24 protein-coding genes are annotated in these 23,952 nt (G+C 66.3%); 13 read left to right on the forward strand and 11 right to left on the reverse strand.

Annotated features, from left to right (window positions below; all coding sequences use genetic code 11):
* Positions 1-320: M20/M25/M40 family metallo-hydrolase (locus ACMX2H_RS00005; protein ID WP_414958378.1), on the forward strand; the 320-nt coding region annotated here is incomplete at its 5' end.
* Between the two features lie 163 nt (positions 321-483).
* Here the strand turns inward: ACMX2H_RS00005 and ACMX2H_RS00010 are convergent.
* The 4 genes from ACMX2H_RS00010 to ACMX2H_RS00025 all read right to left on the reverse strand — a co-directional run bounded on the left by ACMX2H_RS00010 (position 484) and on the right by ACMX2H_RS00025 (position 3,803).
* Entirely contained in the window at positions 484-1,347 is an 864-nt protein-coding gene (locus tag ACMX2H_RS00010) for an amino acid ABC transporter permease (RefSeq protein WP_414958379.1), read from the reverse strand.
* Positions 1,344-2,039: an amino acid ABC transporter permease gene (locus ACMX2H_RS00015; RefSeq protein ID WP_414958380.1), complete on the reverse strand. Its 696-nt coding sequence runs from the start codon at positions 2,037-2,039 to the stop codon at positions 1,344-1,346. The genes ACMX2H_RS00010 and ACMX2H_RS00015 overlap by 4 nt, the downstream gene beginning before the upstream one ends.
* Before the next feature lie 64 nt (positions 2,040-2,103).
* A complete protein-coding gene (locus ACMX2H_RS00020) occupies positions 2,104-2,955 on the reverse strand; it encodes a glutamate ABC transporter substrate-binding protein (protein WP_414958381.1) in 852 nt (283 codons plus the stop codon).
* A gap of 56 nt (positions 2,956-3,011) precedes the next feature.
* Positions 3,012-3,803: an amino acid ABC transporter ATP-binding protein gene (locus ACMX2H_RS00025; RefSeq protein ID WP_414958562.1), complete on the reverse strand. Its 792-nt coding sequence runs from the start codon at positions 3,801-3,803 to the stop codon at positions 3,012-3,014.
* A gap of 193 nt (positions 3,804-3,996) precedes the next feature.
* Between ACMX2H_RS00025 and ACMX2H_RS00030 the strand changes: the two genes are divergently transcribed.
* From ACMX2H_RS00030 to ACMX2H_RS00050, 5 genes are all read left to right on the forward strand, one after another.
* On the forward strand, positions 3,997-4,779 hold the full coding sequence (locus ACMX2H_RS00030) for an LOG family protein (RefSeq protein ID WP_136784722.1): 783 nt from the start codon (positions 3,997-3,999) through the stop codon (positions 4,777-4,779).
* Positions 4,780-4,813: 34 nt separating this feature from the next.
* Entirely contained in the window at positions 4,814-5,206 is a 393-nt protein-coding gene (locus ACMX2H_RS00035) for a DivIVA domain-containing protein (protein ID WP_414958382.1), read from the forward strand.
* A 5-nt stretch (positions 5,207-5,211) separates the two neighbouring features.
* Entirely contained in the window at positions 5,212-6,447 is a 1,236-nt protein-coding gene (locus ACMX2H_RS00040; RefSeq protein ID WP_414958383.1) for a hypothetical protein, read from the forward strand.
* A 174-nt stretch (positions 6,448-6,621) separates the two neighbouring features.
* A complete protein-coding gene (locus tag ACMX2H_RS00045; protein WP_127511285.1) occupies positions 6,622-6,801 on the forward strand; it encodes a DUF3117 domain-containing protein in 180 nt (59 codons plus the stop codon).
* A 12-nt stretch (positions 6,802-6,813) separates the two neighbouring features.
* Positions 6,814-8,415: a leucyl aminopeptidase family protein gene (locus ACMX2H_RS00050; RefSeq protein WP_414958384.1), complete on the forward strand. Its 1,602-nt coding sequence runs from the start codon at positions 6,814-6,816 to the stop codon at positions 8,413-8,415.
* 208 nt (positions 8,416-8,623) lie between these two features.
* On the opposite strand, the gene ACMX2H_RS00055 is transcribed toward ACMX2H_RS00050, so the two are convergent.
* Positions 8,624-9,256 carry an O-methyltransferase gene (locus tag ACMX2H_RS00055; RefSeq protein WP_414958385.1) on the reverse strand — a complete coding sequence of 211 codons (633 nt, stop codon included), beginning with the start codon at positions 9,254-9,256 and terminating at the stop codon, positions 8,624-8,626.
* A 304-nt stretch (positions 9,257-9,560) separates the two neighbouring features.
* Between ACMX2H_RS00055 and sigE the strand changes: the two genes are divergently transcribed.
* The 3 genes from sigE (at position 9,561) to ACMX2H_RS00070 (ending at position 11,842) form a co-directional block, all read left to right on the forward strand.
* Positions 9,561-10,178: an RNA polymerase sigma factor SigE gene (gene sigE / locus ACMX2H_RS00060; RefSeq protein WP_414958386.1), complete on the forward strand. Its 618-nt coding sequence runs from the start codon at positions 9,561-9,563 to the stop codon at positions 10,176-10,178.
* 8 nt (positions 10,179-10,186) lie between these two features.
* Positions 10,187-11,317: an anti-sigma factor family protein gene (locus tag ACMX2H_RS00065; protein ID WP_414958387.1), complete on the forward strand. Its 1,131-nt coding sequence runs from the start codon at positions 10,187-10,189 to the stop codon at positions 11,315-11,317.
* A gap of 99 nt (positions 11,318-11,416) precedes the next feature.
* On the forward strand, positions 11,417-11,842 hold the full coding sequence (locus ACMX2H_RS00070) for a Sec-independent protein translocase family protein (RefSeq protein WP_414958388.1): 426 nt from the start codon (positions 11,417-11,419) through the stop codon (positions 11,840-11,842).
* Between the two features lie 159 nt (positions 11,843-12,001).
* Here the strand turns inward: ACMX2H_RS00070 and ACMX2H_RS00075 are convergent, their stop codons facing one another.
* From ACMX2H_RS00075 to ACMX2H_RS00085, 3 genes are read right to left on the reverse strand one after another with little or no spacing between them, the layout of a single operon-like run.
* Positions 12,002-13,153, reverse strand: a complete 1,152-nt coding sequence (locus tag ACMX2H_RS00075; RefSeq protein WP_414958389.1) for an Mrp/NBP35 family ATP-binding protein — start codon at positions 13,151-13,153, stop codon at positions 12,002-12,004.
* 3 nt (positions 13,154-13,156) lie between these two features.
* On the reverse strand, positions 13,157-13,756 hold the full coding sequence (locus ACMX2H_RS00080) for a DUF1003 domain-containing protein (protein WP_136784714.1): 600 nt from the start codon (positions 13,754-13,756) through the stop codon (positions 13,157-13,159).
* Positions 13,749-15,026, reverse strand: a complete 1,278-nt coding sequence (locus ACMX2H_RS00085; RefSeq protein WP_414958390.1) for a magnesium transporter MgtE N-terminal domain-containing protein — start codon at positions 15,024-15,026, stop codon at positions 13,749-13,751. The genes ACMX2H_RS00080 and ACMX2H_RS00085 overlap by 8 nt, the downstream gene beginning before the upstream one ends.
* Before the next feature lie 175 nt (positions 15,027-15,201).
* On the opposite strand from ACMX2H_RS00085, the gene ACMX2H_RS00090 reads away from it, so the two are divergent.
* Positions 15,202-16,131, forward strand: a complete 930-nt coding sequence (locus tag ACMX2H_RS00090) for a YflT domain-containing protein (RefSeq protein WP_414958391.1) — start codon at positions 15,202-15,204, stop codon at positions 16,129-16,131.
* Between the two features lie 150 nt (positions 16,132-16,281).
* Here the strand turns inward: ACMX2H_RS00090 and ACMX2H_RS00095 are convergent, their stop codons facing one another.
* On the reverse strand, positions 16,282-17,853 hold the full coding sequence (locus tag ACMX2H_RS00095) for an aminopeptidase P family protein (protein ID WP_414958392.1): 1,572 nt from the start codon (positions 17,851-17,853) through the stop codon (positions 16,282-16,284).
* Positions 17,854-17,927: 74 nt separating this feature from the next.
* On the opposite strand from ACMX2H_RS00095, the gene ACMX2H_RS00100 reads away from it, so the two are divergent.
* The 3 genes from ACMX2H_RS00100 (at position 17,928) to ACMX2H_RS00110 (ending at position 21,025) form a co-directional block, all read left to right on the forward strand.
* Positions 17,928-18,794 (forward strand): PHP domain-containing protein, encoded by an 867-nt coding sequence (locus tag ACMX2H_RS00100; protein WP_414958393.1) that lies wholly within the window; start codon positions 17,928-17,930, stop codon positions 18,792-18,794.
* Between the two features lie 391 nt (positions 18,795-19,185).
* Positions 19,186-20,883 carry a sodium:solute symporter family protein gene (locus tag ACMX2H_RS00105; protein ID WP_414958394.1) on the forward strand — a complete coding sequence of 566 codons (1,698 nt, stop codon included), beginning with the start codon at positions 19,186-19,188 and terminating at the stop codon, positions 20,881-20,883.
* Positions 20,884-20,893: 10 nt separating this feature from the next.
* Positions 20,894-21,025: a putative transporter small subunit gene (locus ACMX2H_RS00110; protein ID WP_414958395.1), complete on the forward strand. Its 132-nt coding sequence runs from the start codon at positions 20,894-20,896 to the stop codon at positions 21,023-21,025.
* Between the two features lie 168 nt (positions 21,026-21,193).
* Here the strand turns inward: ACMX2H_RS00110 and ACMX2H_RS00115 are convergent, their stop codons facing one another.
* Positions 21,194-22,132, reverse strand: coding sequence for a DNA-methyltransferase (locus ACMX2H_RS00115; protein ID WP_414958396.1), 939 nt, complete (start codon positions 22,130-22,132; stop codon positions 21,194-21,196).
* The gene (locus ACMX2H_RS00120) at positions 22,132-23,751 is read right to left on the reverse strand and encodes a DEAD/DEAH box helicase (RefSeq protein WP_414958563.1); all 1,620 of its coding nucleotides are present in this window, start codon (positions 23,749-23,751) and stop codon (positions 22,132-22,134) included. The genes ACMX2H_RS00115 and ACMX2H_RS00120 overlap by 1 nt, the downstream gene beginning before the upstream one ends.
* Positions 23,752-23,952 lie beyond the last annotated feature (201 nt).

Below are 23,952 nucleotides of genomic sequence, written 5' to 3' on the forward strand. Positions count from 1 at the left end.
CCCCGGACAAGACGCCCGAGGACGCCGAGCTGTATGTACGCAGCCTGCTGGAGGGCTTTAGCGTGGTGCGTACCGACGCCGCGGCCGGGGCCCGCCCCGGCCTGAACCACCCCGCCGCCGCCGACTTTGTTGCCGCCGTGGGCGCTGAGCCGAAGCCCAAATACGGCTGGACCGACGTGGCACGCTTCAGCGAGTTGGGCATTCCGGCGGTCAACTTCGGCCCCGGCGATGCGCTGCTGGCCCACACCGACAACGAACACGTGCCGGCGGAGGCGATTCGGGAATGCCTGGCAGCGCTCCGGCGGTGGTTGGCGGACTGACCGTCCGGGCTGGGGCCGCCGGACCGGGTGGCCCGTCCGGGCTGGGGCCGTCGGTCCGGCCGTGGAAGATCGATTCGGCTGGGGGTAACGAGTAAGGGGAGGATGCGTAGGCATCCTCCCCTTGCTTTCAGCACTCTCTCGGCGCTGCCGCGAGGCTGCTGCGTCAGACCTTGACGGCCATCGGCTGCGTGGTCAGCGGCTCTGCCTTGCCTGAGGTCCGGCTGCTCAGGAACCTGGAGAGCCAGTTGGCAACCCAGGACAAGGCGAAGTTGATGATGATGAAGAGCACGGCGGCTACCGTCAGCGACTGCAGGATCGGCCCGGCCGAACCGTAGATCTGCATGGACCGCAGCAGCTCCGAGTAGGTGATGATGTAGCCGAGGGCGGAGTCCTTCAAGATCACCACGAACTGGCTGACCAGGGCCGGCAGCATGGCCACCAGTGCCTGCGGGAGTTCGATGTTCCGCAACGACTGGCCGCGGGTCATGCCGATGGCCATGCCTGCTTCACGCTGTCCCTTGGGCAGGCCGTACACGCCGGACCGTACCAGTTCGGCGATGACCGATCCGTTGTACAGCGTCAACGCCACCACGACGGCGTAGAACGGAATGTCAGCGGGGGTGCCGACCTGCAGCTGCCCGAACAGCAGCCAGAAGAAAATCATCATCAGCAGCACGGGTACGGCCCGCAGGAATTCAACGATCACGCCGCAGAGCCAGCGGAGGGTGGCGTTCGAGGCGAGCCGGCCCACGCCGAAGAGCAATCCGAAGACCACGGACGTGACAATCGAGACTGCTGCGGCCTTAAAGGTATTCATCAGGCCCGGCAGGATGGTGAACTCCCAGACCTCTGCGGTCAGGAAGGGGGTCCACAATTCGGGTGCCAATTGGCCCTTGTCGCTGAGACCCTTCAGAATGAAGAACGCAGCGGCGACGAAAATCAGGATCCCAACGATGTTGGTTCCCAGGATCCTCGCCCGTGCCTTTGGGCCGGGTGCGTCGAAGAGGACGCTTTGCTTGATGCTCATCGTGCCACCGCCAGTTTCCTCGAGAGCCAAGTGGTCAGCAGGCCAACCGGGATCACCAGGATCACGAACCCGGCGGCGAAAGTGGCGAAGATGGCGAGGATGACATCCGGCCGGAATTCGATCATGGTCTTCATCAGGCCGGCCGCTTCAACGACCGACGCCGCCGTCGCCACTGTGGTGTTCTTGATCAGCGCGATGAGCGTGTTGCCCAGCGGAGCAATCGCACCGCGGAAAGCCTGCGGCAGAATGATCATCCAGGCCGCCGGCAGGAAGCTGAGGCCGATGGCACGTGCTGCTTCGGCCTGGCCCAGCGGAACGGTGTTGACACCGCTGCGGATCGCTTCGCAGACGAAGGCGGCGTGGTAGACGGACAAACCGACGATGGCCCAGAGGAAGAAGTTGAAGTTGAAATCACTGGAGAGATTGATCTGCAGCTGGAACACCATGACCAGGATGCAGAAGGTCATGATGATGGTCAGCGGCGTGTTGCGAAAAACATTGACGTACGCAGTACCTACCCATTGAAAGCTGGGCACGGGAGAGATACGCATCAGCGCCAGGACAGTGCCTAGGACCGCGGAGCCCAGTGCGGCCCAGAACGCGAGCTGGATGTTGACCCAGAAGGCTCCGACGACGTCATACGATTGCAGCGCCGTCAGAAAGCTCTGGAAGTACTCGGACAAACTGTCCATCCCCTTTCGGTGGGAAGAGGCAAGTCATGCTGTGGGGCGGAGCCCCGCCCCACAGCAGGTGGAGCTAGGCGCAGGCTTCGCCCGGCTTCGGCGGGTTCAGTTCCGTGTTGTAGGAGTAGTCGACGCCCTCGGTGTTCTTCTTCAGGGCTTCGTCCCACGAGCCGTCTTCGACCATCTTGTTGATCGCGGCGTTGATGTCGGCGCACTTGTCGGTGCCCTTCGGCAGGCCGACGCCGTAGTTCTCCTCGGAGAACGGGTTGCCCACAACCTTGTACTTGCCGGCGTTGTTCGGCTGCGCGGCCAGACCGGCCAGGATGATGTCGTCGGTGGTCACGGCATCGATCTGGCCGCCCTGCATTGCGGTGACGCATTCCGCGTAGCTGGGCCGCTCGACCAGGTTCACGTTGGAGGCGTGCTCGTCCTTGATGCGCTGGGCGGAGGTGGAACCGGTGACCGAGCAGAGGTTCTTGCCGTTGAGCGAATCCGGGCCGGTGATGGAGTTGTCGTCTGCGCGGACCAGCAGGTCCTGGCCGGCCACGAAGTACGGACCGGCGAAGTCGACGGTCTTCTTCCGCTCATCAGTGATGGAGTAGGTAGCGAAGATCATGTCCACCTGGTTGTTGGCCAGCATGTTTTCGCGGTTGGCCGAGGGCGACTCGACGAACTCGATCTGGTCCTCGGTGTAGCCCAGCTCCTTGGCCACGTACTTGGCTACATCCACGTCGAAGCCGCTGAACTGGCCGCCGGAGGAAAAGCCCAGGCCCGGCTGGTCGTACTTGATACCGATGCGGACGGTTTCGCCGCCGCCCGTGGCCTCACCGCCGCCGCCTTCGTTACCGCCACCGCCGCCACAGGCGGACAGGACGAGGGCTGCGCCGGCTGCCAGTGCGGCCATTCCATAACGGGTCTTGCGCATGTTTTCTCCTTGCGTTGTCGGCCCTCCATCAGGAAGGGCCAGGTGAGTAAGGGGTTTTAGTGCTCGAGGATCTTGCCCAGGAAGTCCTTGGCCCGATCGCTCTTCGGGTTGGTAAAGAATTCTTCCGGCGTGGCCTGCTCCACGATCTTGCCGTCGGCCATGAAGATCACCCGGTCGGCTGCCTTCCGCGCGAAGCCCATCTCGTGTGTCACCACGATCATGGTCATGCCTTCCTTGGCCAACTGCACCATGGTGTCCAGCACCTCGTTGATCATTTCCGGATCAAGCGCCGAGGTCGGCTCGTCGAAGAGCATGACTTTCGGCTTCATCGCCAGCGCCCGGGCGATCGCCACGCGCTGCTGCTGTCCGCCGGAGAGCTGCGCCGGCAGCTTCTGCGACTGGTTGGCCACGCCCACCCGCTGCAGCAGGCTCATGGCCAGTTCCTTGGCCTCGGCCGGCTTCATCCCTTTGACCTTGATCGGACCCAGAGTGACGTTCTCCAGAATCGATTTGTGGGCAAAGAGGTTGAAGGACTGGAAGACCATGCCGACGTCGGCGCGCAGTTTGGCCAGCGCCTTGCCTTCCGCCGGCAACTTGTTGCCGTCGATGAGGATCTCGCCGTCGTCGATGGTTTCCAGGCGGTTGATTGCCCGGCAGAGTGTGGACTTGCCGGAACCGGACGGACCGATCACTACCACTACTTCGCCCTTGGTGACCTCCAGGTTGATGTCCTGCAGGACGTGGAGGGCGCCGAAGTGCTTGTTCACGTTCTTCAAGGAGACCAGCGGCTGACCCGTCGGGGTGGCAGACCTGGCTCCGGTTGCCGCCGCCGGAGCAGCAGGCGGCATTTCACTATGCGATTCGTCACTGGTCATGGAACGAATCTAGCGAAAGAATTCCTTCACGCAACGCATTAGCGACCGGACGGTCGGAATCGTGATTCAAGAGCAACCTGCGCACGGCAGGCCAAGAACGCCGAATCCTCGGCCGAATCGCCGCAAAAACCACCCCGGAAGGCCGCCGAATCTGTAGCCTTGGGTAATGACAAACCAGCAAGATATTCCGCTGCCGTCCCAACTCCCCGGCGCTCCGAAGACCCGTTTCAAGGGACCCGTGGAACTGCGGCGCGGCCAAGCGGACATCCCGCAGGCAGACCAGTATCTGTTGGACACCAAGGACCGGGCGGAGTTCACGCACACGGATCCTTGGCGGGTGCTGCGGATCCAGAGCGAATTCGTGGAAGGCTTCGGCACCTTGGCCGATCTTGGCCCCGCGATCAGCGTCTTTGGCTCCGCCCGCACTAAGTCCGGCAGCAAGCATTACGCCATCGCGGAAGAGATTGGACGCTTGCTGGTCCGGCAGAACTTCGCGGTCATCACCGGCGGCGGTCCCGGTTCCATGGAGGCGGCCAACAAGGGAGCCAGCGAGGCCGGTGGGGTATCCGTGGGGCTGGGCATTGAGTTGCCGTTCGAGCAGGGGTTGAACAACTGGGTGGATCTGGGCATCAACTTCCGGTACTTCTTCGCCCGGAAGACCATGTTCGTCAAGTATGCCCAGGGGTTCATCGTGCTGCCCGGCGGCCTGGGCACCATGGACGAACTCTTCGAAGCCATGGTGCTCGTCCAGACCAAGAAGGTGACGTCCTTCCCGATTGTGCTGGTCGGTACCGCTTTCTGGTCGCCGCTGATCGACTGGATCCGCAACACCCTGCTGGCCGAAGCAATGATTGCGGACGTCGACCTGGACCTGATCAGCGTGGTGGACACAGCCGAGGAAGCAGTCCAGCAGATCGTTTCCGGGTTGTCGTCCCGCACCGGGTTCTAGGCCGGCCGGACCATCACTCTGGCACGATGATCCTGTGAGCGTATTTCTGGTTTTCCTGGCCATCGCCGTCGCAGGCGCCGCTGCTGTTGCGGCGTCCGGACGCTGGGGCCGGAAGAAGCCCACCGGCGCCGAAGACGCCGGCGAAGGGTGGGAAGTCGGGCACGTGGCCGCGCTGCAGGGACTGAGCGAGCATGATGCGCGGCTGCCGGCCGTGCTGCTGCCGGAGCATCCGCGCGCCGAGGACCTGGACAGCCTGCGGTTTTCCACCGCCTTGCGCGGCTACCGGATGGATCAGGTGGACGAAGTCCTGGAAGTGCTGCGGGCTGAGCTGGGTGCCAAGGAGCGCCTGATCCGGCAGATGAGCCAGTCACAGCACGACGACGGTTCACAGGACGACGGCGGCGCCCACCCGGCGCGGGAAGGATGACCCGGGTGCAGGACCGACTCCCGCGGACGCGGGTGCTGCGGGAGGCTGTGAACGCCGAGTTCTACTTCTGGCGTCAACGGATCGGCGGGTGGCCGTGGTGGGTCCAAGTCACCCTGCTGTATGGGTTGTCACGGGTGTACTCCCTGTTGGTCTTCCTCGCCGTGGCAAGACATCAGGTTTCGAATCCGTGGACCGATGCGCATCCGGACTACCTCTCCTTCATCGGTATTTGGGACAGTGCCTGGTACCGGCAGGTCTATCTGGAGGGCTATCCGACCCAGATCCCGCGCGGTATGGATGGGCGGGCGGTGGAGAACCAATGGGCGTTCTACGCACTCTTCCCCGGCATTGTCCGCGGCCTGGCGGCAGCCACCGGGCTGGGCTGGCAGGTGCTGGCCCCACTGGTGGCGACCATTGCCGGCTTCGCTGCCGTATTGGGGATCTTCAAGCTCTTCCGGCGGTACGCATCCCACGGCACCGCACTGTGGGCTGTGGCGTTTGTAGCGGTCTTTCCGGTCTCGCCGATCCTCCAGGTGCCCTACGCAGAGTCGCTTAACCTGGCGCTGCTGGCTGCGGCGCTGTTGCTGCTGGTGCAACGGAAGTACCTGCTGGCCATTCCGGTAGTGGTGCTGATGTGCCTGTCCCGGCCGGTGGGCGTGCCGTTCGCGGCGCTCGCCGGCCTGCACCTGCTGTGGCGGATCAAGCAGCGCCGCACGGACCCGCTGGACACCCCGGAGTTCCTCCGGGCAGCAGCGCTGGCGCTGGTCAGCTGCGCCGCCGCGGTGGCCTGGCCGGTGTTGGCTTGGTCTATCACCGGGGAGCCGAGCGCCTATACCGACACGGAGACCGCCTGGCGGGGCGAAGATTTGGTCCTGTTCAGGCCGTGGTTCGACATGGGCGTGCACTTGTTCGGGCCGGTGGGCGGCATGATGGCGCCCCTGCTGCTGGTCGCCGTCGTCGCCTGGTTCCTGTGCAGTGCGCCGGCGCGGAGCATCGGGACCGAGCTGAGGCTGTGGTGTGTCTGCTATCTGGGCTACCTGCTCGCCTTCCTGCACCCGCAGACCAGCACGTTCCGGTTGATGCTCCCGCTCTTCCCGCTGGCGTTGGCTGCGGCCTTCGTATCGCGCAGCCGCGCCTACCGTATCTGCCTGGCGTTGATGTTTCTAGCAGGGCAGATTGTGTGGGTCACCTGGCTCTGGTCCTGGTCTCAACTACCTGGCGGCGGGGATTATCCGCCGTAGCCGCAAGGGCTGTTTCGCCGCACCACGCCGGGGTGGAATTAGCACCCGGTTGTGATGTACGCGATAATGGGTAGTGGTTGGACATGACGGCCGTACAAATGAAGGCCGTTGATGTGAGTTGGCGGGCAGGGCGATCACGGATCGGCCTGCCCCATGGCGGAAGGGAATTCCCAGATGGCTGCGATGAAACCGCGTACCGGTGATGGTCCGATGGAAGTGACCAAGGAGGGGCGCAGCCTCATCCTGCGGGTTCCCATCGACGGCGGCGGACGTCTGGTGCTGGAGCTCAACGCCGAAGAAGCGGGCAACCTCAAAGACTGCCTGCTGGGCGTCACCAGCGACGTGGCAAGCTAGGAACCGTTTGCTGTGAGCCGCGTTCCCGCCACCGCAGCGGAACACACCGCCCTTTATCTGGAGTCGACCCTGGCGAAGCCGCCGATGGCGCTGGTCCAGGTCCGCCCCGGGCTCGGCCGCGGGGAGTCGCCGGTCCGCGGCGCCGAAGGGGTCCCAGTTGTGGCTGTGCCGATTGCCGCCGGCGATGGCAGTGCTGACCGGGCCACGCCGCAGCCGCGCCACGGGGCGGGCGAAGCGGCAGCGGACTTCGGCGTCGACGTCGTAGCCCTGGCGGAGGTCCATGGGATCTCCGGCAAGGCGGGCGACGTACTGACAGTGCCGGCACCACCGCACTCCCAAGGACTGCCCTCGCGGCTGGTCCTGATTGGCGTGGGCAGCGGCAGCCCCACGGAGTTGCGCAAGGCTGGAGCAGCCTTGGCGCGGGCGACGATGGGGACCGAAAGGGTGCGCACCACCGCGGCGGACAGTCTGCCCGAAGAGCTGCAGTTGGCGTTTGTTGAGGGTTTCCTGTTGGGCGGCTACCGCCCGCTGCGTGCCGGGGCGTCAGCCGCGCCGAAGACGATGGCGGCGGTTTTGGAAGTCAGCGGGATGGCGGAGCGGGCGGCCGCCATTGCCGCCACCGGTGCCCGGGCCACCTGGCTGGCCCGGAACTTGGCGAACATGCCGTCCAACGTCAAGAACCCGGAGTGGATGGCCGGCCAGGCCCGGCGGCTCGCCGGCGGCAGCGGCTTGAGCGTCCAGGTCTGGGACGAGCACCAGTTGGCGACCGAAGGCTTCGGCGGACTGTTGGCCGTGGGGGCGGCGTCGCCGACCCCGCCGCGGCTGGTCCAGATGGACTACGTGCCGGCACACGCCGGAACGGACACCCAGCACATCGTGATCGTCGGCAAGGGCATCACTTTCGACACCGGCGGGCTGTCGCTCAAGCCGCGCGAACCGATGGTTCCCATGAAGACCGACATGGCGGGCGCCGGCGTCGTCATGGCAGTGCTGGCCGCGGCTGCGGAACTGGGCGTGGAGCACCGCGTCACTGGACTGCTCGCCTTGGCCGAGAACTCGATCGGCGCCGGCTCTTACCGGCCGGGCGACGTGGTCACCGTCTACGACGGCACCACCGTGGAGATCGGCAACACGGACGCCGAGGGCCGCATGGTGCTGGCCGACGGGCTCGCCTACACCGCGGCGCGGTTGCAGCCCGACGTCCTGGTGGATGTAGCCACCCTCACCGGCGCCGCCTCCATGGGGCTGGGCAAACAGCATGCAGCGCTCTACGGCACACAGCCCCGCCTGTTGCGTGCTTTCGAAGCCGCCGGCGAGGCCAGCGGGGAGCGGGTCTGGCACATGCCACTGGATGAGGTGGCGGCCGAGTACGGCTTCGCGCTGGAGTCCGGCATCGCGGACATCTCCCACATTGCGTCGCAGAAGTCGAAGGTCGGCGGCGGATCGATCACGGCGGCGCTGTTCCTGCGCGAGTTCGTGGGCGGGACGCCATGGATCCATCTGGACATCGCCGGTCCCGCCCGTGCCGACTCCGACCAGGGCGAAGTCACTAAGGGCGCTACCGGGTATGGTGCCCGGCTCCTGCTGTCCTTCTTGCGCTCCTACCGCGGCTAGGCCGGCGACACCGTCACTAGGCCCCCGCACCGACACTAAGCCGGCGGCTGCCGGGGCCCGGCCAGCGCTACCTGCACCTGGCCGGCGGCTGCCGGGGCCAGGCCAGCGCTCGGCACCTAGCCGGCGGCTGCTGGGGCCAGGCCAGCGCTCGGCACTCAGCCCGACCCCCGCAGCCGAAACCGCAGATGGGCAGCCCCGCCCGTACCCGTCAGCGTTTGACGGCCAGCAGCAGCCCGTCGCCGGTCGGCAGGATGGTGGATATCAGCTGGTCGTTCTCGCGGATCGCCTTGCCGACCTTGCGCAGCGTAGTGGTGGACTCTTCCCGGATGGCTGGATCAGAGACCCGGTCACGGTCCAACGCGTCATTGACAATCAGCATGCCGCCACGCTTGAGCAGCCGGACGGCTTGCTCCACGTAGAGCGGGTAGGAGGGCTTGTCCGCATCGACGAAGACCAGGTCGTAGGCATGGTCGGTCAGCCGCGGCAGCACGTCGGCGGCACGGCCGGAGATGGTGCGGGTGCGGTTGCCTGGGATCCCGGCATCGGCGAAGGCCTGGCGGGCTGCCCGCAGGTGGTCGACGTCTGCGTCGATGGTGGTCAGCACCGCGGCCGGGGGCAGTCCGCGCAGCAAGCAGACTCCGGAGACGCCGGCGCCGGAGCCGATTTCCACCACGGTCTGTGCTTTGGTGCCGGCGGCGAGGACGGTCAGGGCCGCGCCGACGCCGGGTCCGACGGCTGCCACACCCAGCTCATACGAACGTTCACGGGCCCGCAGCAAGACGTCATCCTCGGCGGGAAGCCCCTCCGTGTAGGACCAACTCGTCTGCTTGTCGGCGCTCATGGATCATCGCTTTCTCTTCAAGTTCGTGAGGGGAACGGCCAAGGGGCCGTAGTGCCAAGCCTACTGCCAGAAATAGCCGGAATTCCGCGCATCCGGCGCAAGCCAAGGCCACGGACGGCAAAAGAAGCGCAACGCTGCTCGGCTTGGCGGGGTTCGCGCAGCTTCTTTACAGAATTCTCCCAGTTTTCTGGGCCAAGATGGTTACCCGGGACGCCGTTAGCCAGACCGGCAGCATGCGCGCCGCATTCCCGGCCACCAGGGACGGTGGGCGGCACGTGTGGCGGGCCGTGGAAGGGGCACTACTATGACGAAGCTTCAGGGCGCCGCGCCGGACGCGGCTCCGGAGGTAGCCGCCGGAAACGATCAGTGGGTTGCCCCGACCTGGGAAGAAGTGGTCCGTAACCACTCCGCCAAGGTCTACCGCTTGGCGTTCCGGCTCACCGGAAACCGGTACGACGCCGAAGACCTCACCCAGGAAGTTTTTGTCCGGGTCTTCCGGTCGTTGGAGAACTTTAAACCCGGCACGCTGGACGGCTGGCTGCACCGGATCACCACCAACCTCTTTCTGGACCAGGCCCGGCGCAAGAGCCGGATCCGCTTCGACGGACTCAGCGAGGAAGCCGAAGCCCGGCTGCCCGGCAAGGACCCCGGCCCCGAGCGCAGCTTTGAATTCAACAATTTGGACATCGATGTCCAAACCGCGTTGGAGGAGTTGCCGCCGGACTTCCGCGCCGCCGTCGTGCTCTGCGATCTCGAGGGATTGTCCTACGAGGAAGTCTCCGCGGCCCTCGACGTCAAACTGGGAACTGTTCGCTCGCGCATCCACCGCGGCAGGACAATGCTCCGTGAAAAGCTGGCACACCGGGATCCCGGCGGCAAGCGCCCCCGCCTGAAATTGCCCCGGATCATCGGAGCGCACTGATCGCTGCAATGCTCCACCCGGAAAAAGAGCTGGCGGAGTATCTGGATGGCGAACTTTCCGATGATCGCCGTCCGGCGCTCGAACGCCACCTAAAACGCTGCAAGCGCTGCCGCCGCAGCGTCGACGAGTACCGCCAAATCCAAGAGCGCCTCCGGTCACTGGACGTGCCGCCCCCCGGCGAGGACCTGACCGCCCGCATCCTGCGCTGCAGCCGGCCGGAAACCCCCACACCGCAGGCCAGGCCCACCGGCAGGGGAGCCACCGGAACCATGCCCGCCGACAACGATCCGCGGATCGACCGTTTCGGCGCGCCGGTCGGCCGGTCCCATGCCGGGCAGCCGGGTTGGTCCGATTCCGCACGGGCCGGCCGGTCCCACACTGCGGGCCAGCATGCCGGTCTCTTGCCAGTCTCAGCCGCAGCTCCGGCCGCCACCCCCGGTACCGCGGGTAAACCATCCGCGCGCGTGGTGGCTGTCATTGGCGGCGTGATGGCTGGCTGCGCCGTCTTGGTGCTGTCCGCCGCGTACGTCCTGGGCGGCGAGGCACAGACCCCATCCCCGGCGGCCGGGACGGCCTGGGCGCCGGTATCCGCAAATGCGGCCGTCATGCGGCCGGTGGCCGTGGACAGTTCGGGGTTGGAAGCCCTGCGCCGCAACGGTTGGACCTGCCCGCTGTTGCTGGGACTGGGCTACCACCTGCAGAGCGCTGAACAGTTGCTGGTGGCTGGCCAGCCCGCCGTCAGGCTCCACCTGAGCGACGGCAGCCACCGGGTTGTCATCACCGAACAGCGGCGTGCGGACGCCGACCGGGAGGGAGCAGGCGCTGGCGAAGCCGCACCACCGCTGAACGCCACCACGGGTCATCCCGTGACGATGGATGGATTCCAGGAAGTCGCCGGACTGGGCCGTGCCGTCTGGATGCGGAACGGCGAGGTGTGGACGGTAGTCCTCGATTCCGAGGACGTGACCTATACGTTGCGGTCCGACCTGCCGCTGGCGCAGATGCCGGAAACCGTCAGCCAGGTGGTCCTGACGGAGAACTCCCGGCTGGAGCTGCCTGCTCCGGCGCCGTCGGACGACCCGCTGAGCCGCATTATCCGCGGCCTCGGGATGATGGTCAGCCCGCCGGCATCCGGTTGATTCACGCCGAGACAGGCGGAACGTCACAGGACCACGCGGAACGCCGGACTGGCAGCGCCAAAGTGGCTCACCGGCACAACGAACGGGTAATCTTCAATCGTGTTTGGAATCAACGGCTCAGAACTGATCATCCTGGCAATCCTTGCCGTGGTGATCCTCGGTCCTGAGCGGTTGCCCGAATATGCCGCCCAATTGGCCAAGTTCGTCAAGCAGTTGAAAACGATGGCCGCCGGCGCCAAGGAACAGCTCCGTGAAGAAGTCGGCGACGAGATTGTGGACATGGACTGGCGGAAGCTGGATCCGCGGCAATACGATCCCCGCCGGATCATCAAAGAAGCCCTGTTGGACGACGACGATGATGCGCCGCGTCCCGCGCCGGCGGCACCTGCTGTGGCCGCGGCAGCTGCAGCGGCGGCCGGCACGGCAGTGTCCACCGGCTCACGGGCGCCGGGGCGTCCGGTCGCAAAGCCAGCGGTCCAGCTTGCGGACGGCGAACCCACTCCGTTCGACTCAGAGGCGACCTGATCCAGACAGCCCGGCATTCGCCGTCGGGCATCGCCTGCGCGAAACCGGGTGCCGGTCGGCGCAGCGCGCCGGTCTGTCGGTCGGCGCAGCGCGCCGGTCTTTCGGTCGGCGCAGCGCGCCAGATCTGCCGGTCGGCGCAGCGCGTCAGATGGAAGGCTGTTAGCGGGGTGTGACGCCGAGCGGGCGTCCGGACAGGCCGCGCGGACGCGCTGCCAATTCCGTCGCGATCCTGCGGAGTTCCTCCGCGGCTACACCCGCTCCGGGTTCGCTCCCCGAATTGAGGACGATCGGGCGGCCTGCGTCGCCGCCGGCCCGCAGTGACGGCTCCAGCGGGATGCTCCCCAGCAACGGAACCGGCGTTTCCAGTACCGTGGAGAGCCGCTCGGCGACGGTCGTGCCGCCGCCGGAGCCAAAGACCTCCATCTTTGATCCGTCCGGCAGGAGAAGCCAGGACATGTTTTCGATCACTCCCGCCACTTGCTGCCCGGTCTGCGCGGCGATGGCGCCGGCACGCTCAGCCACTTCGGCGGCGGCGGTCTGCGGGGTGGTCACCACCAGAATTTGCGACGACGGCAGCAGCTGCGCCACCGAGATAGCCACATCTCCAGTGCCCGGCGGCAGGTCGAGGAACAGCGCATCCAGGTCGCCGAAGTAGACGTCGGTCAGGAATTGCTCCAGCGCCCGGTGCAGCATCGGCCCACGCCAGGCCACCGGCTTGTTGTCCGCAACGAACATGCCGATGGAAATGACCTTGACCCCGTATGCCACCGGCGGCAGGATCATTTCGTCCACCTGGGTCGGGGCCTGCGTGATGCCCAGCAGCCCGGGGACGGAGAACCCGTAGACATCGGCGTCGATGATGCCCACCCGCAGTCCTTGCGCAGCCATCGCGCAGGCTAGATTGACGGTCACGCTGGACTTGCCCACCCCGCCCTTCCCGCTGGCCACGGCGTAGATGCGGGTGAGCGAGGAGGGGTCGGCGAACGGATTGCTCCGGTCGGAGCCGCGCAGCTGTTCCTTCAGCTCGCTGCGCTGCTGCGGCGTCATCACGTCCAGCTCCACCTGTACACCGGATACTCCGGGAACCGGTGCGAGCGCCGCTTCGACGTCGGCGGTGATGGTCCCGCGCAGCGGACAGCCGGCAATGGTGAGCAGCACGCCCACGGTGACCCGTCCGGCGTCGTCAATCCGGACGTCCTTGAGCATGCCCAGCTCCACGATCGGCCGACGGAGCTCCGGATCAATCACCGTGGCCAGAGCGCGCGTCACCGCTGCCTGATCCGGCAGCTCGGACTTGTGTAGATCAACCATGAATCAGTACTCCTGGCCGCCGTTCTGGGCCTGCGGCAGCTTGGGCAGCGCAGCGGTCGCGTCGGAGGGCCTGCGCCGGCCGCGGCGGCGTTCCTCCCCGGACTCGTCGTCCAGAAGTTCCTCCAGCACCGAACGCAGCTCGCTGCGGACAAAGTCCCGGGTGGCCACTTCGCGGATGGCGATGCGCAACGCGGCAAGCTCCCGGGTCAGGTACTCGGTGTCGGCCAGATTGCGTTCGGCGCGCTGGCGGTCCTGCTGCAGCGAGACCTTGTCGCGGTCGTCCTGGCGGTTCTGTGCCAACAGCAGCAGGGGAGCGGCATAGGAGGCCTGCAGCGAGAGCATCAAGGTCAGCGCAGTGAAGCCCAGTGCCGCGCTGTCGAACCGCAGCGTCTCCGGGCCGAAGGTGTTCCAGGCCAGCCAGACCACACAGAAAACGGACATCCACATCAGGAACTGTGGGGTGCCCATGAAGCGGGCAAAGTTCTCCGTGGCATGGCCGAAGGCGTCCGGGTTGGGCCGTATCCGGGCCAGCAGGCGGCTACGTGTTTCGCGCGGGGTGTCCAGCCCGGCGACTTTGAGTTTGCGGTCTGTCTTCTCAGCCAACGCGTCCGCCTCCAATCACGGGGGAGTCGTCTTGTGCCCGCCAGTCGTCGGGCAGCAGGTGGTCCAGCACATCGTCAACGGTCACGGCACCCACCAGCCGGCCGGCCCGGTTGACCACTGCCAGCGCGTTCAGGTTGTAGGTGGCCAGGGTCCGCGCCACGTCGCTGACGTCGGTCTGGTCCAGCACGGGTTCCAGGTCCGAGTCCACAATGTTTCCCAGCGCCTCCGGCGGCGGGAAGCGCAGCAACTGCTGGATGTGGACCACGCCCAGATACTTTCCGGTGGGTGTTTCCAGCGGCGGCCGGCAGACAAATATCGCCGACGCCAGCGCCGGCGTGAGCTCTTCGCGGCGCACGTGGGCCAGCGCCTCGGCCACTGTGGCCTCCGGCGGCAGGATGACCGGCACCGGCGTCATCATGGAACCCGCCGTGTTTTCCTCGTACTCCAGCAGCCGCCGGACGTCCTTGGCTTCCTCCGGTTCCATCAGCTGGAGCAGCTCTTCCTTCTGCTCCTCGGGCAGCTCCGCCAGCAGGTCCGCGGCATCGTCCGGGTCCATTTCTTCGAGCACGACGGCGGCGCGCTCTGAGTCCAGCGAGGTCAGGATCTGCACCTGGTCGTCATCCGGCAGTTCCTGCAGCACGTCCGCCAAGCGGTCGTCCTGAAGCTCGCTGGCGACTTCCAGCCGGCGCTTGTGCGTCATTTCATGCAGTGCCTCGGCAAAGTCGGCGGGCTTGAGGTCCTCATGGCTGGCCACGAAGGTGGCGGCGGCCTGCGGTTCGTGGCGGGCGCCTTGGAAGGCCTCCTGCCAGTCCACAATCAGTGTTTCGTTGCGCCGCAGGCTGCGCAGCGGCGAACTCGAGTACCCGCGCCGGACAAAGAGCTGCGAAACATACCAGTCGCCGTCGCGGGACTGCTCCATGCCGATGTCCAAGATGGTGGCATCGCCGCTGCCGTCGGCGAGGGTGACCCGTCGGTCGAACATCTCGGCAACTACCAAGGTCTCGGCACCGCGCTGTTCAAACCGGCGCAGGTTGACCAGCCCGGTGCAGATGATCTGCCCGGCGTTGATCGAGGTGACCCGGGTCATCGGGACGAACACCCGTTTCTTGCCCGGGACCTCCACCACCAGGCCGACGACTAGCGGCGGCTTGGCCGGGCCGTAGTCCAGCACAACGGCGTCGCGCAGCCGGCCCAGGCGGTCCCCGAGCGGGTCGAAGACATCCAGGCCCAGCAGCCGGGCGACGAAGACGCGGTTGGTTTTTGTGCTCACCCCTTTAGGCTACGTGCTGGGCCCCGAAATCCGGGATCCGGCCATCTCTCGGTGTGGGATCCGGGTGACGGGTTGGCGGGCGCCGAGCACGCTTGACCGGGCCAAATCCGGTGACCGCCGTTCACCTGAAGCGATACCTGGACCATCTGCCGCGCATATCAGCGACAATGAGGATATGTCGATGCTTGGCCGCACAGATTCCCGGGACCTGAACCGTGCTCTTCCACAGGGAGAGCTGATCGGTAACTACCGGTCATATCTGGATGCCCAGAAAGTAGTGGACTACCTGGCTGACCAGGAGTTTCCCGTCCAGCACGTGACCATCGTCGGCAACGACCTCAAGACCGTCGAGCGCGTCACCGGCAGGCTCAGCTACCCCCGGGTGGCCCTCTCCGGGGCGGCCACCGGCGCCTGGTTCGGCCTGTTCGTGGGGCTGCTGCTGATGCTGTTCGGCGGCGGCGAAACGTATGTGCTGCTGATTTCGTCGATGGCCATGGGCGCAGCGTTCTGGATGCTGTTCGGCATCATTTCCTACGCGCTGCAGCGCGGCAAGCGGGACTTCACGTCCACCAACCAGGTGATCGCCACCAGCTATGACGTGGTGGTGGCTACCGAGGTGGCGCAGGAAGCCCGCCGGCTCGCCGCACAGTTGCCGATGGCCGGCACCGCCCGCCCCGGGCAGCCGGTCAACCAGGCACCGGCTCCCTTTGGCCAGCAACCGCCGGCAGGTTACGGCCAGCAGCCGCCCTTCGGCCAGCAACCGCAGGCACCGGAGCGGCCCGCGCAGTGGGGAGAGGATCCGTACCGTCAGGGCGGCAACGCCCCGGCACCGCAGCAGCAGCCCGGCCCGGTCCAGCCGGAAGGGCAGCCCGCCCCCGGACAGCCGATACGCGGACGTTACCCGGATTTGCCGGACGGCCGCCCGCAGTACGGAATCCGTGTGACGCCCGAACCGCAAGCGGACGCGCCGCAGCAGAGTGCCCCTGCGCAGCCGGCGGGCCCGACCCAGCCGGAGGACAGCAGCCGCCAGCCCGGCGCCGGCAGGCCCGAACATCCAGAACGAAACGACGATCCGTCCGCTGGCGAGGGCCGTTCCAACAGCTAGCCGTCCCGGACCTGGCCGCCGGCACCTAACGCGCCGGCCGCGACAGCATCTGGCCGCCAGCCACACCAGCACCTTAACGACAAGGGGTCCGCCGTGAACGGCGGACCCCTTGTCATGTTATCCGGGTTTGGCCGTTGCCGGCTGACCCGTTTACTCGCCGGACGTGCCGTAGATACCGGCCATCCAGGACTCTACGTCCTCCGGCTTGCGCGGCAGCGCCGCTGACAGGCTGACCGGACCGTCGGCGGTCATCAGGATGTCGTCCTCGATCCGCACGCCGATGCCGCGGTATTCGGCCGGTACCGCCAGATCCTCGTCCTTGAAGTACAGGCCCGGCTCGATCGTGAACACCATGCCGGGAGTGAGCACACCGTCCAGATACAAGTCGCGCTTCGCCTGGGCGCAGTCATGGACATCAAGGCCCAGATGGTGGCTGGTGCCGTGCGGCATCCACCGCCGGTGGTGCTGGCCCTCGGGGGAGAGGGCCTCGTCCAGCGGAACCGGCAGCAGTCCCCATTCATCCAGCCGCTCGGCGAGTACGGTGACGGCGGCCGTGTGGATGTCCCGGAACTTGACGCCGGGCTGCGCGGCGGCGAACCCGGCGTCGGCGGCGTCGAGGACCGCTTGGTAGACCTTGCGCTGGACGTCCGTGAACGTGCCGTTGACCGGCAGCGTCCGGGTCACGTCGGCGGTGTAGAGCGAGTCGGCCTCCACACCGGCGTCCAGCAGCAGCAGGTCGCCGGCCTTCACCTGTCCGTTGTTGCGGATCCAGTGCAGGATGGTCGCGTTGTTGCCGCTGGCGGCGATGGTGTCGTAGCCCAGGTCATTGCCCTCTTCGCGTGCCCGGGCGAAAAAGGCGCCTTCGACCACGCGTTCGCCGCGCTCGTGCGTCAGCGCACGCGGCAGCACCTTGACCACTTCGTGGAAGCCGCTGACCGTGGCAGCCACGGCCTTCTTCATCTCCTCGACTTCCCACTCGTCCTTGAGCAGGCGCAGTTCGGACAAGGCTTCGGCAAGTGTGCCGTCGAGCTGGTCGGACTCCTCCAGATCCACGCCGGTGTTGATCCGGGAGGTGTCCACGAGGGCATCCACGTTCAGGTCGACTTCGCGCAGCAACCGGATCCGCATGCCGCCGACGTGGACGACGCCGGCGTCCTTGGTGATCGCAACTTCCAGTTCGCTCAAGTCGGCGGTGGGCAGGCCCAGCCGCTGGTTCAGCTCCTTGAGCGTGGGCCGGGGACCGATCCAGAACTCGCCGTAGCGGGCGTTCGCGTAGAACTCGGCGGAATCGCGGCCGGACATCGGGCGGAAGTACAGCGTGGCACGGTGGTGGCCGCCGTCGTCGCCGGCCCCTGCCTCGGTGGGCTCCATGACCAGCACCGAGTCGGGCTCATTGTCCAGGCCCAGACCGGTGAGGTGTGCGAAGCCCGAGTGCGGGCGGAAGCGGTAGTCGGTGTCATTGGAGCGGACCTTCAGGGGGCCGGCCGGAATGACCAGGCGCTCGCCCTGGAACTGGTCGGACAGGGCGCGGCGGCGGCGCGCAGCGTAGGGCGCCACGGCTGCCTGCTCGACGGCGGAGGAATCGGCCGGCGCCCAGTGGCTGCCCATGAATTCCTTGAAGGCATCCGATTCGGGGCGCTGGGATCGGTTGTTGACACGGTCTTCCAGCGGCTGCTCACCGGCAGCCTGCTGCGAAGCGTTTTCTTCCTGGTAAGTACTCACCGGTCCATCGTCTCATCGGCCCATGGCGCTGCCAACATCCGCCGTCGGGGGAAGTCCTGGCGTAAATTGGTGCTGTGATGATCGACCTGCACACGCATTCCACGGTTTCCGACGGCACCGAGCCGCCCGCCGCAGTGATGCGAGCCGCTGCAGCCGCCGGTCTTGACGTGGTGGCGCTGACCGACCATGACAGCACCGCCGGCTGGGAGGTGGCCTACGACGCCGCGGCTGAGGCCGGCATCGGGTTCGTGCCGGGCATGGAAGTCACCTGCCGGACGGTCGAGGGGATCAGCGTCCACCTCTTGTCCTACCTGCATGATCCGGCACATCCCGGTTTGCTGGCGGAAATCGACAAGGCGCGCGATGCGCGGATGACGCGGGCCGAACGCATGGTGGAGCTACTGGCCGAAGACTTTCCCATCGCGTGGTCCGAAGTCACCACCAACCATCTGGGCCACGGTGCGACGATCGGCAGGCCACACATCGCCGACGCATTGGTGGCCGCCGGAGTCGTGGCCGACCGCAGCGAGGCCTTTGCCCAGATCCTGACCGCGCACTCGCGCTACTACGTGCCGCACTACGCACCGGATCCTGCCACCGCCGTCGCGCTGGTCCGCGAGGCCGGAGGTGTGCCCGTTTTTGCCCACCCGGTGGCCAGCAGCCGGGGCCGGATCGTGGGCGATGTTGTGTTTGCGCAGATGATCGAGGCGGGACTGGCCGGCGTGGAAATCGACCACCGGGACAACCCGGAAGCAGGCCGACAAAAGCTGCGCCGGATCGCCGCACGGCACGATCTGTTGATCACCGGCTCCAGCGACTACCACGGCACCGGCAAACCGAACCGGTTGGGCGAAAACACCACCGAGCCGGACATGCTGGACCGCATTCTGGCCCTCGGAACCGGCACGAAGCCCTACCTGCCGGGACGCCTCGCCCGCTGACCGGTTACGGCTTTGTTATGACCTTTTCCGGCCTAACCGCCGAAAAATGATAGAGTCATCCTGCACTTGATGCTTCCTCCGGGCAAGTTTCCGATGTCCATGATCCGGAAAAACTGTCCCGACGGGCATCCCACGTCCCGCAGTTGACTGATCGACAGCAACTGCCTGTGCAGGGCGGCGCGAGGACATCGCGCCGTCATTTTTACGTCGCGCAGAGCGACCGGTTTTGGGTCCGGGTCAGTTCCGGGCGGGACAGCGCGCTTCGAATCCTCCACCGGATTCTTTCGTCCGATGCACTTTGGCCGGACAACATGGCAATCGAGCCGAAAGGCTCGGCGCGCACTTGGCCTGGCTGGCATCCGGTGGGCTGGCCAAGAACGAGAGGACCGGAATGACGCACGAAAATGCGGATTTCTACCAACTCAGCGGCTGGACCGTGATTCTGCTGCTCGTGCTGTTTTATGGCGGCACGCTCCTGATGTCTGCGCTCATCGGGAAAAAGAAAGAGAACGCCGACGGTTACATGACCGCCGGCAACAAGCTGGGCTTCGGCATTTCGGCGGCCAGCATGACGGCAACTTGGATCTGGGCGTCGTCAATGTACGCGTCGGCGACGTCCGGCTACACCTACGGTATTTCCGGGCCGATCCACTACGGCCTTTGGGGCGCGTTGATGATCCTGTTCATCTACCCCTTCGGCAAACGGATCCGTGCGGTGGCACCGAAGGCACACACGCTGGCGGAAGTGATGTATGTCCGCCACGGCCGTTCCAGCCAGCTGATGCTGGCCGGCTCCAACGTTGTTGGCAGCCTGATCAGCCTGACCTCGAACTTCATCGCCGGTGGCGCGCTGGTGGCGCTGCTCTCTCCGTTCAGCTTCGGCCAGGGCGTCATCGCCGTGGCAGCCGGCGTGCTGCTCTACACCCTGTGGTCCGGATTCCGCGCTTCGGTGCTGACCGACTTCGCCCAGGTGCTGGCCATGCTGGGCGCCGTCGTCGTGATCATTCCTGCCGTGTTTTTTGCGGCAGGCGGTCCGGGGATGTTTGAAGCGGGCGCGCAGAACCTGACGCCCGAGCAGTCGAACTTCTTCTCCAGCGAGGCGTTCCTGAACCAGGGCGCGCCCTACATCGCTGCCGTCCTGGCCTACGCCATTGGCAACCAGACCATCGCGCAGCGGCTCTTCGCCGTACGCGAGGACCTGATCAAGAAGACCTTCGTGACCGCCACCGTGGGCTACGGTGCCACGGTCATCGGCGTCGGCATGCTCGGCGTCATGGCCCTCTACACCGGTTTGGTGCCTTCCGGCGGAGACCTGAACAACCTGATCCCGCAGATGGCTTCCACGTACCTGCATCCGATCCTGCTGGGCGTCTTCCTGATCATGATCATCGGCGCGCTCTCCTCGACAGCCGACTCGGACCTTTCGGCGCTGTCGTCGATCATGATGGCCGATGTTTATGGCCAGACCGTGGGCAAGGCCAAGGCCAACGCCAAGACCATGCTGTTGGTGGGCCGCGTGACCATGATCGTTGCCACTGCGGCCGCGCTCTACTTCGCCAGCGGGCAGATGAGCATTCTGGATCTGCTGGTCTTCGTGGGGGCGCTGTGGGGTGCACTGGTCTTCCCGGTGATCGCCAGCTTCTACTGGGAGAAAGTCACCAACAAGGCCTTCACCGTGTCCGTGCTGGTGGCGTTGGCCTTCTTCCTGCCCGTGCGGTTCGGCTGGCTGCCGATGGACGGTGCCGTCGGCATCTTCTTCGACGTCGTCTCCGTGGTCGGCATCGGCGTGGTGCTGGGCCTGATGGCCTTCGGCTTCTTCGGCCTCAAGTGGGCCAAGATCATCGCTGCCGCCGGTGCCATCGTCGCCGCTCCGTTCGCGATCGGGAACCTGCACGACTACGCAGTACTCAGCGGCTCCCTGGTCGCTTACGCGGTCAGCACCGTGGTCTGCTACCTGATGTCGGCACGCAGCACGATGGACTTCGACTTCGACACCATTAAGCAGCGGATCGGCGATTTCGATCCCAGCGAAGCTGCACCGTCCACCGCCGATTCCGAGACCGCGGGCCACACCGCGGCACTGAAGTAAGGAGACTTCGATGGAGACTCTGCTCCTGACGGTTTACATCCTCATCTGGCCGGTCATCGTGGCCGGCACCCTCTATGTCATCTCCCGCGGCTTCCTGAAGGAGTGGGTCCAGTCCCGCCGCGAGGGCCGCAGCATCATTTAGCTGCCAGCAGCGGACCCTGTTCCCCAACGACGGCGGGGCCCGGAACCAGTTCATGTAACTGATTCCGGGCCCCGTCGTTATTGAGGCTGCTTGCGATGCCTGGCCGCGCCGCGGGCCCCCGCGCTGACCGCGGGGCCCTGACCGGCGCAGCAGGCCCCAAGAAGTGCGTCAGCCAGCCGGCAGCGCTGCTGATTCCCCGGCCCCGACGGCGGCAGACTCGGCGGCATCGACGACGGTGGTCCCACCAGCATCGATGACCCTGGCATGCTTGCCCAGCCGTTTGCGCATCACGTCGATGGCCTGCGGGTTTTGGTCCACGCAGACGAACTTCCGGTCCATGCCGGCGGCCACCGCGCCAAGGGTCCCCGAACCGGCAAAGAAGTCCAGGACCCAGTCACCGGGGCGACTGCTGGCGGCCACCATGCGACGCAGCAGCCCCTCCGGCTTCTGCGTGGGGTAGCCGGTTTTCTCCCGGCCGGTGGGGGAGACGATGGTGTGCCACCAGACATCGGTGGGCAGTTTGCCGCGTGCTGCCTTCTCCGCAGTCACCAGGCCCGGTGCCATGTAGGGCTCGCGGTCCACTTCGGTGTTGTCGAAGTGGTAGGCCTTGGGGTTCTTTACGTAGACCAGGATGTTGTCGTGCTTCGCCGGCCAGCGGTTGCGGGCCCGGGCGCCGTAGTCGTAAGCCCAGATGATTTCGTTCAGGAAGCTTTCGCGGCCGAACAAGATATCCAGCAGCACCTTGGCATAGTGCACCTCGCGGTAGTCCAGGTGCAGGTAGAGCGTGCCGTCGTCGGCCAGCAGGCGCCAGGCTTCGGACAACCGCGGTTCCAGGAAGGACCAGTAGTCGTCGAAGGCGTCGTCGTAGCTGGCGAGCGTGCCTTTGACCGTCTGGTAGGACCTGCCCTTGAACCCGACACGGTCACCTTCGCCGTCGGCACTGCGGACCATCGAGGTCTGTTGCCGACGCTGGACCCGCCCGGTGTTGAAGGGCGGGTCCAGATAGATCATGGTGAAGGAGCCGTCCGGCAGCGTGGGCAGGAAGTCGGCGTTGTCCGCCCTGACGACCAGCGAGCTGCCGTCCTGCGTCCAGCGGGCGTCGGCCACTATTCCCCGCTGGCGCCGTCGGTGCCCTGCTTGGCCGCCTGATTGACGACCTCGCCGTTGCGGCGGCGGGTGCGCGACCGCTTCCGGCGGGGCTTCTCGGCGGAAGCGGTGGCCGGGCTTTCCGCGGGGGCCTCCTCGCCGCTGCGGCGCTGGCGGCGGTTGCCCGAGCCGGACCGGCTCTGCGGGCCGCCCTGGTGTGCGCCGGCGCGGCGGGATCCGCCACGGCCGCCATCCTGCCGCTGGCCGCCGGAACGCGACTGGCGCTTGCCGGTCTCACCGAGGTCTTCGAGCTTTTCCGCGTCGATGCCGGCGAGCTTGCGCTGGCTGCGCGGCAGCCTGCCCTTGGTGCCTTCCGGGATGTTCAGGTCGGTGAACAGGTGCGGGGACGAGGAGTAAGTCTCCTGCGGTTCCGGAACGTCCAGGCCCAGGGCCTTGTTGATCAGGCCCCAGCGCGGAACATCGTCCCAATCGACAAAGGTGACGGCGGTGCCCTTGTTGCCGGCCCGGCCGGTGCGGCCCACCCGGTGCAGGTAGGTCTTCTCGTCTTCGGGGCACTGGAAGTTGATGACGTGGGTCACGTCCTCCACGTCGATGCCGCGGGCGGCGACATCGGTGGCAACCAGCACGTCCACCTTGTTGTTGCGGAAGGCCCGCAGGGCCTGTTCGCGGGCGCCCTGGCCGAGGTCGCCGTGGATGGCGCCCGCAGCGAATCCGCGGTCCACCAGTTCCTCGGACAGTTTGGCGGCGGTGCGCTTGGTCTTGGTGAAGATGATGGTCCGGCCGCGGCCCTCGGCCTGCAGGATGCGGGCCACCACTTCGTCCTTGTCCAGGTTGTGCGCCCGGTAGACAACCTGGCGGATGTCCTTCTTGGTGATGCCTTCGTCGTCCGGGTCGGCGGCCCGGATGTGCGTCGGCTGGGTCATGTAGCGCCGGGCCATGGCGACGACGGGCCCCGGCATGGTGGCGGAGAAGAGCATGGTCTGGCGGACGGCCGGGGTGGCGGCCAGCAGGGTCTCGACGTCCGGCAAAAAGCCCAGGTCCAGCATTTCGTCGGCTTCGTCCAGCACCACGATGCGGACGTTCTTCAGGCTCAGGTGCTTCTGCCGGTGCAGGTCGATCAGCCGGCCCGGGGTGCCGACCACGACCTCCACGCCCTTCTGCAGCATCTCGATCTGCGGCTCGTAGGCGCGGCCGCCGTAAATGACGGCAACGCGCGCATTGCGCTGCTTGGAAGCCGTGGTGAGGTCATTGCCGACCTGGACTGCCAGTTCGCGGGTCGGCACGATGATCAGGGCCTGCGGCGCGCCGGGAACGGGAAGCTTGTCGAAGCCGTCGTCATCCGGCCCGATGACCCGCTGCAGCGCGGGGATGCCGAAGCCCAAAGTTTTGCCGGTGCCGGTCTTGGCCTGGCCGATGATGTCGTGGCCGCCGAGGGCGACCGGCAGGGTCATGGCCTGGATCGGGAAGGGGTGGGTGATGCCGGCGTCAAAGAGCGAACGAACAATGTCCGCGCGGACATCGAAATCGGCGAAGGTCTGCTTGGGCAGTTCGTGCGGGCGTTCGTCCGAGGCCAGCGAGGCCTCCACGGCGAGTTCTTCGGCGCTGTTGTCAGCGTGGATGAGCTGTTCGCCGCCCACTTGGATGTTGTCAGTGTTCAATTACATACCGTTCATTCAGGCGCCGACGCCGCCGGTGCTCAACGGTCCTGCCACAGATGATGCGGCAGCGGAACAAAGCGGAAGCGTGGCGCAACCAGTGGAAGCCGATCGCGGGCTAACAACTGCTTTCCCGGCCGGCCGGTAACGGCAGGCAAGGAGGTT

This window comes from Arthrobacter sulfonylureivorans (assembly GCF_047607445.1).
GTDB classification, from domain to species: domain Bacteria; phylum Actinomycetota; class Actinomycetes; order Actinomycetales; family Micrococcaceae; genus Crystallibacter; species Crystallibacter sulfonylureivorans_A.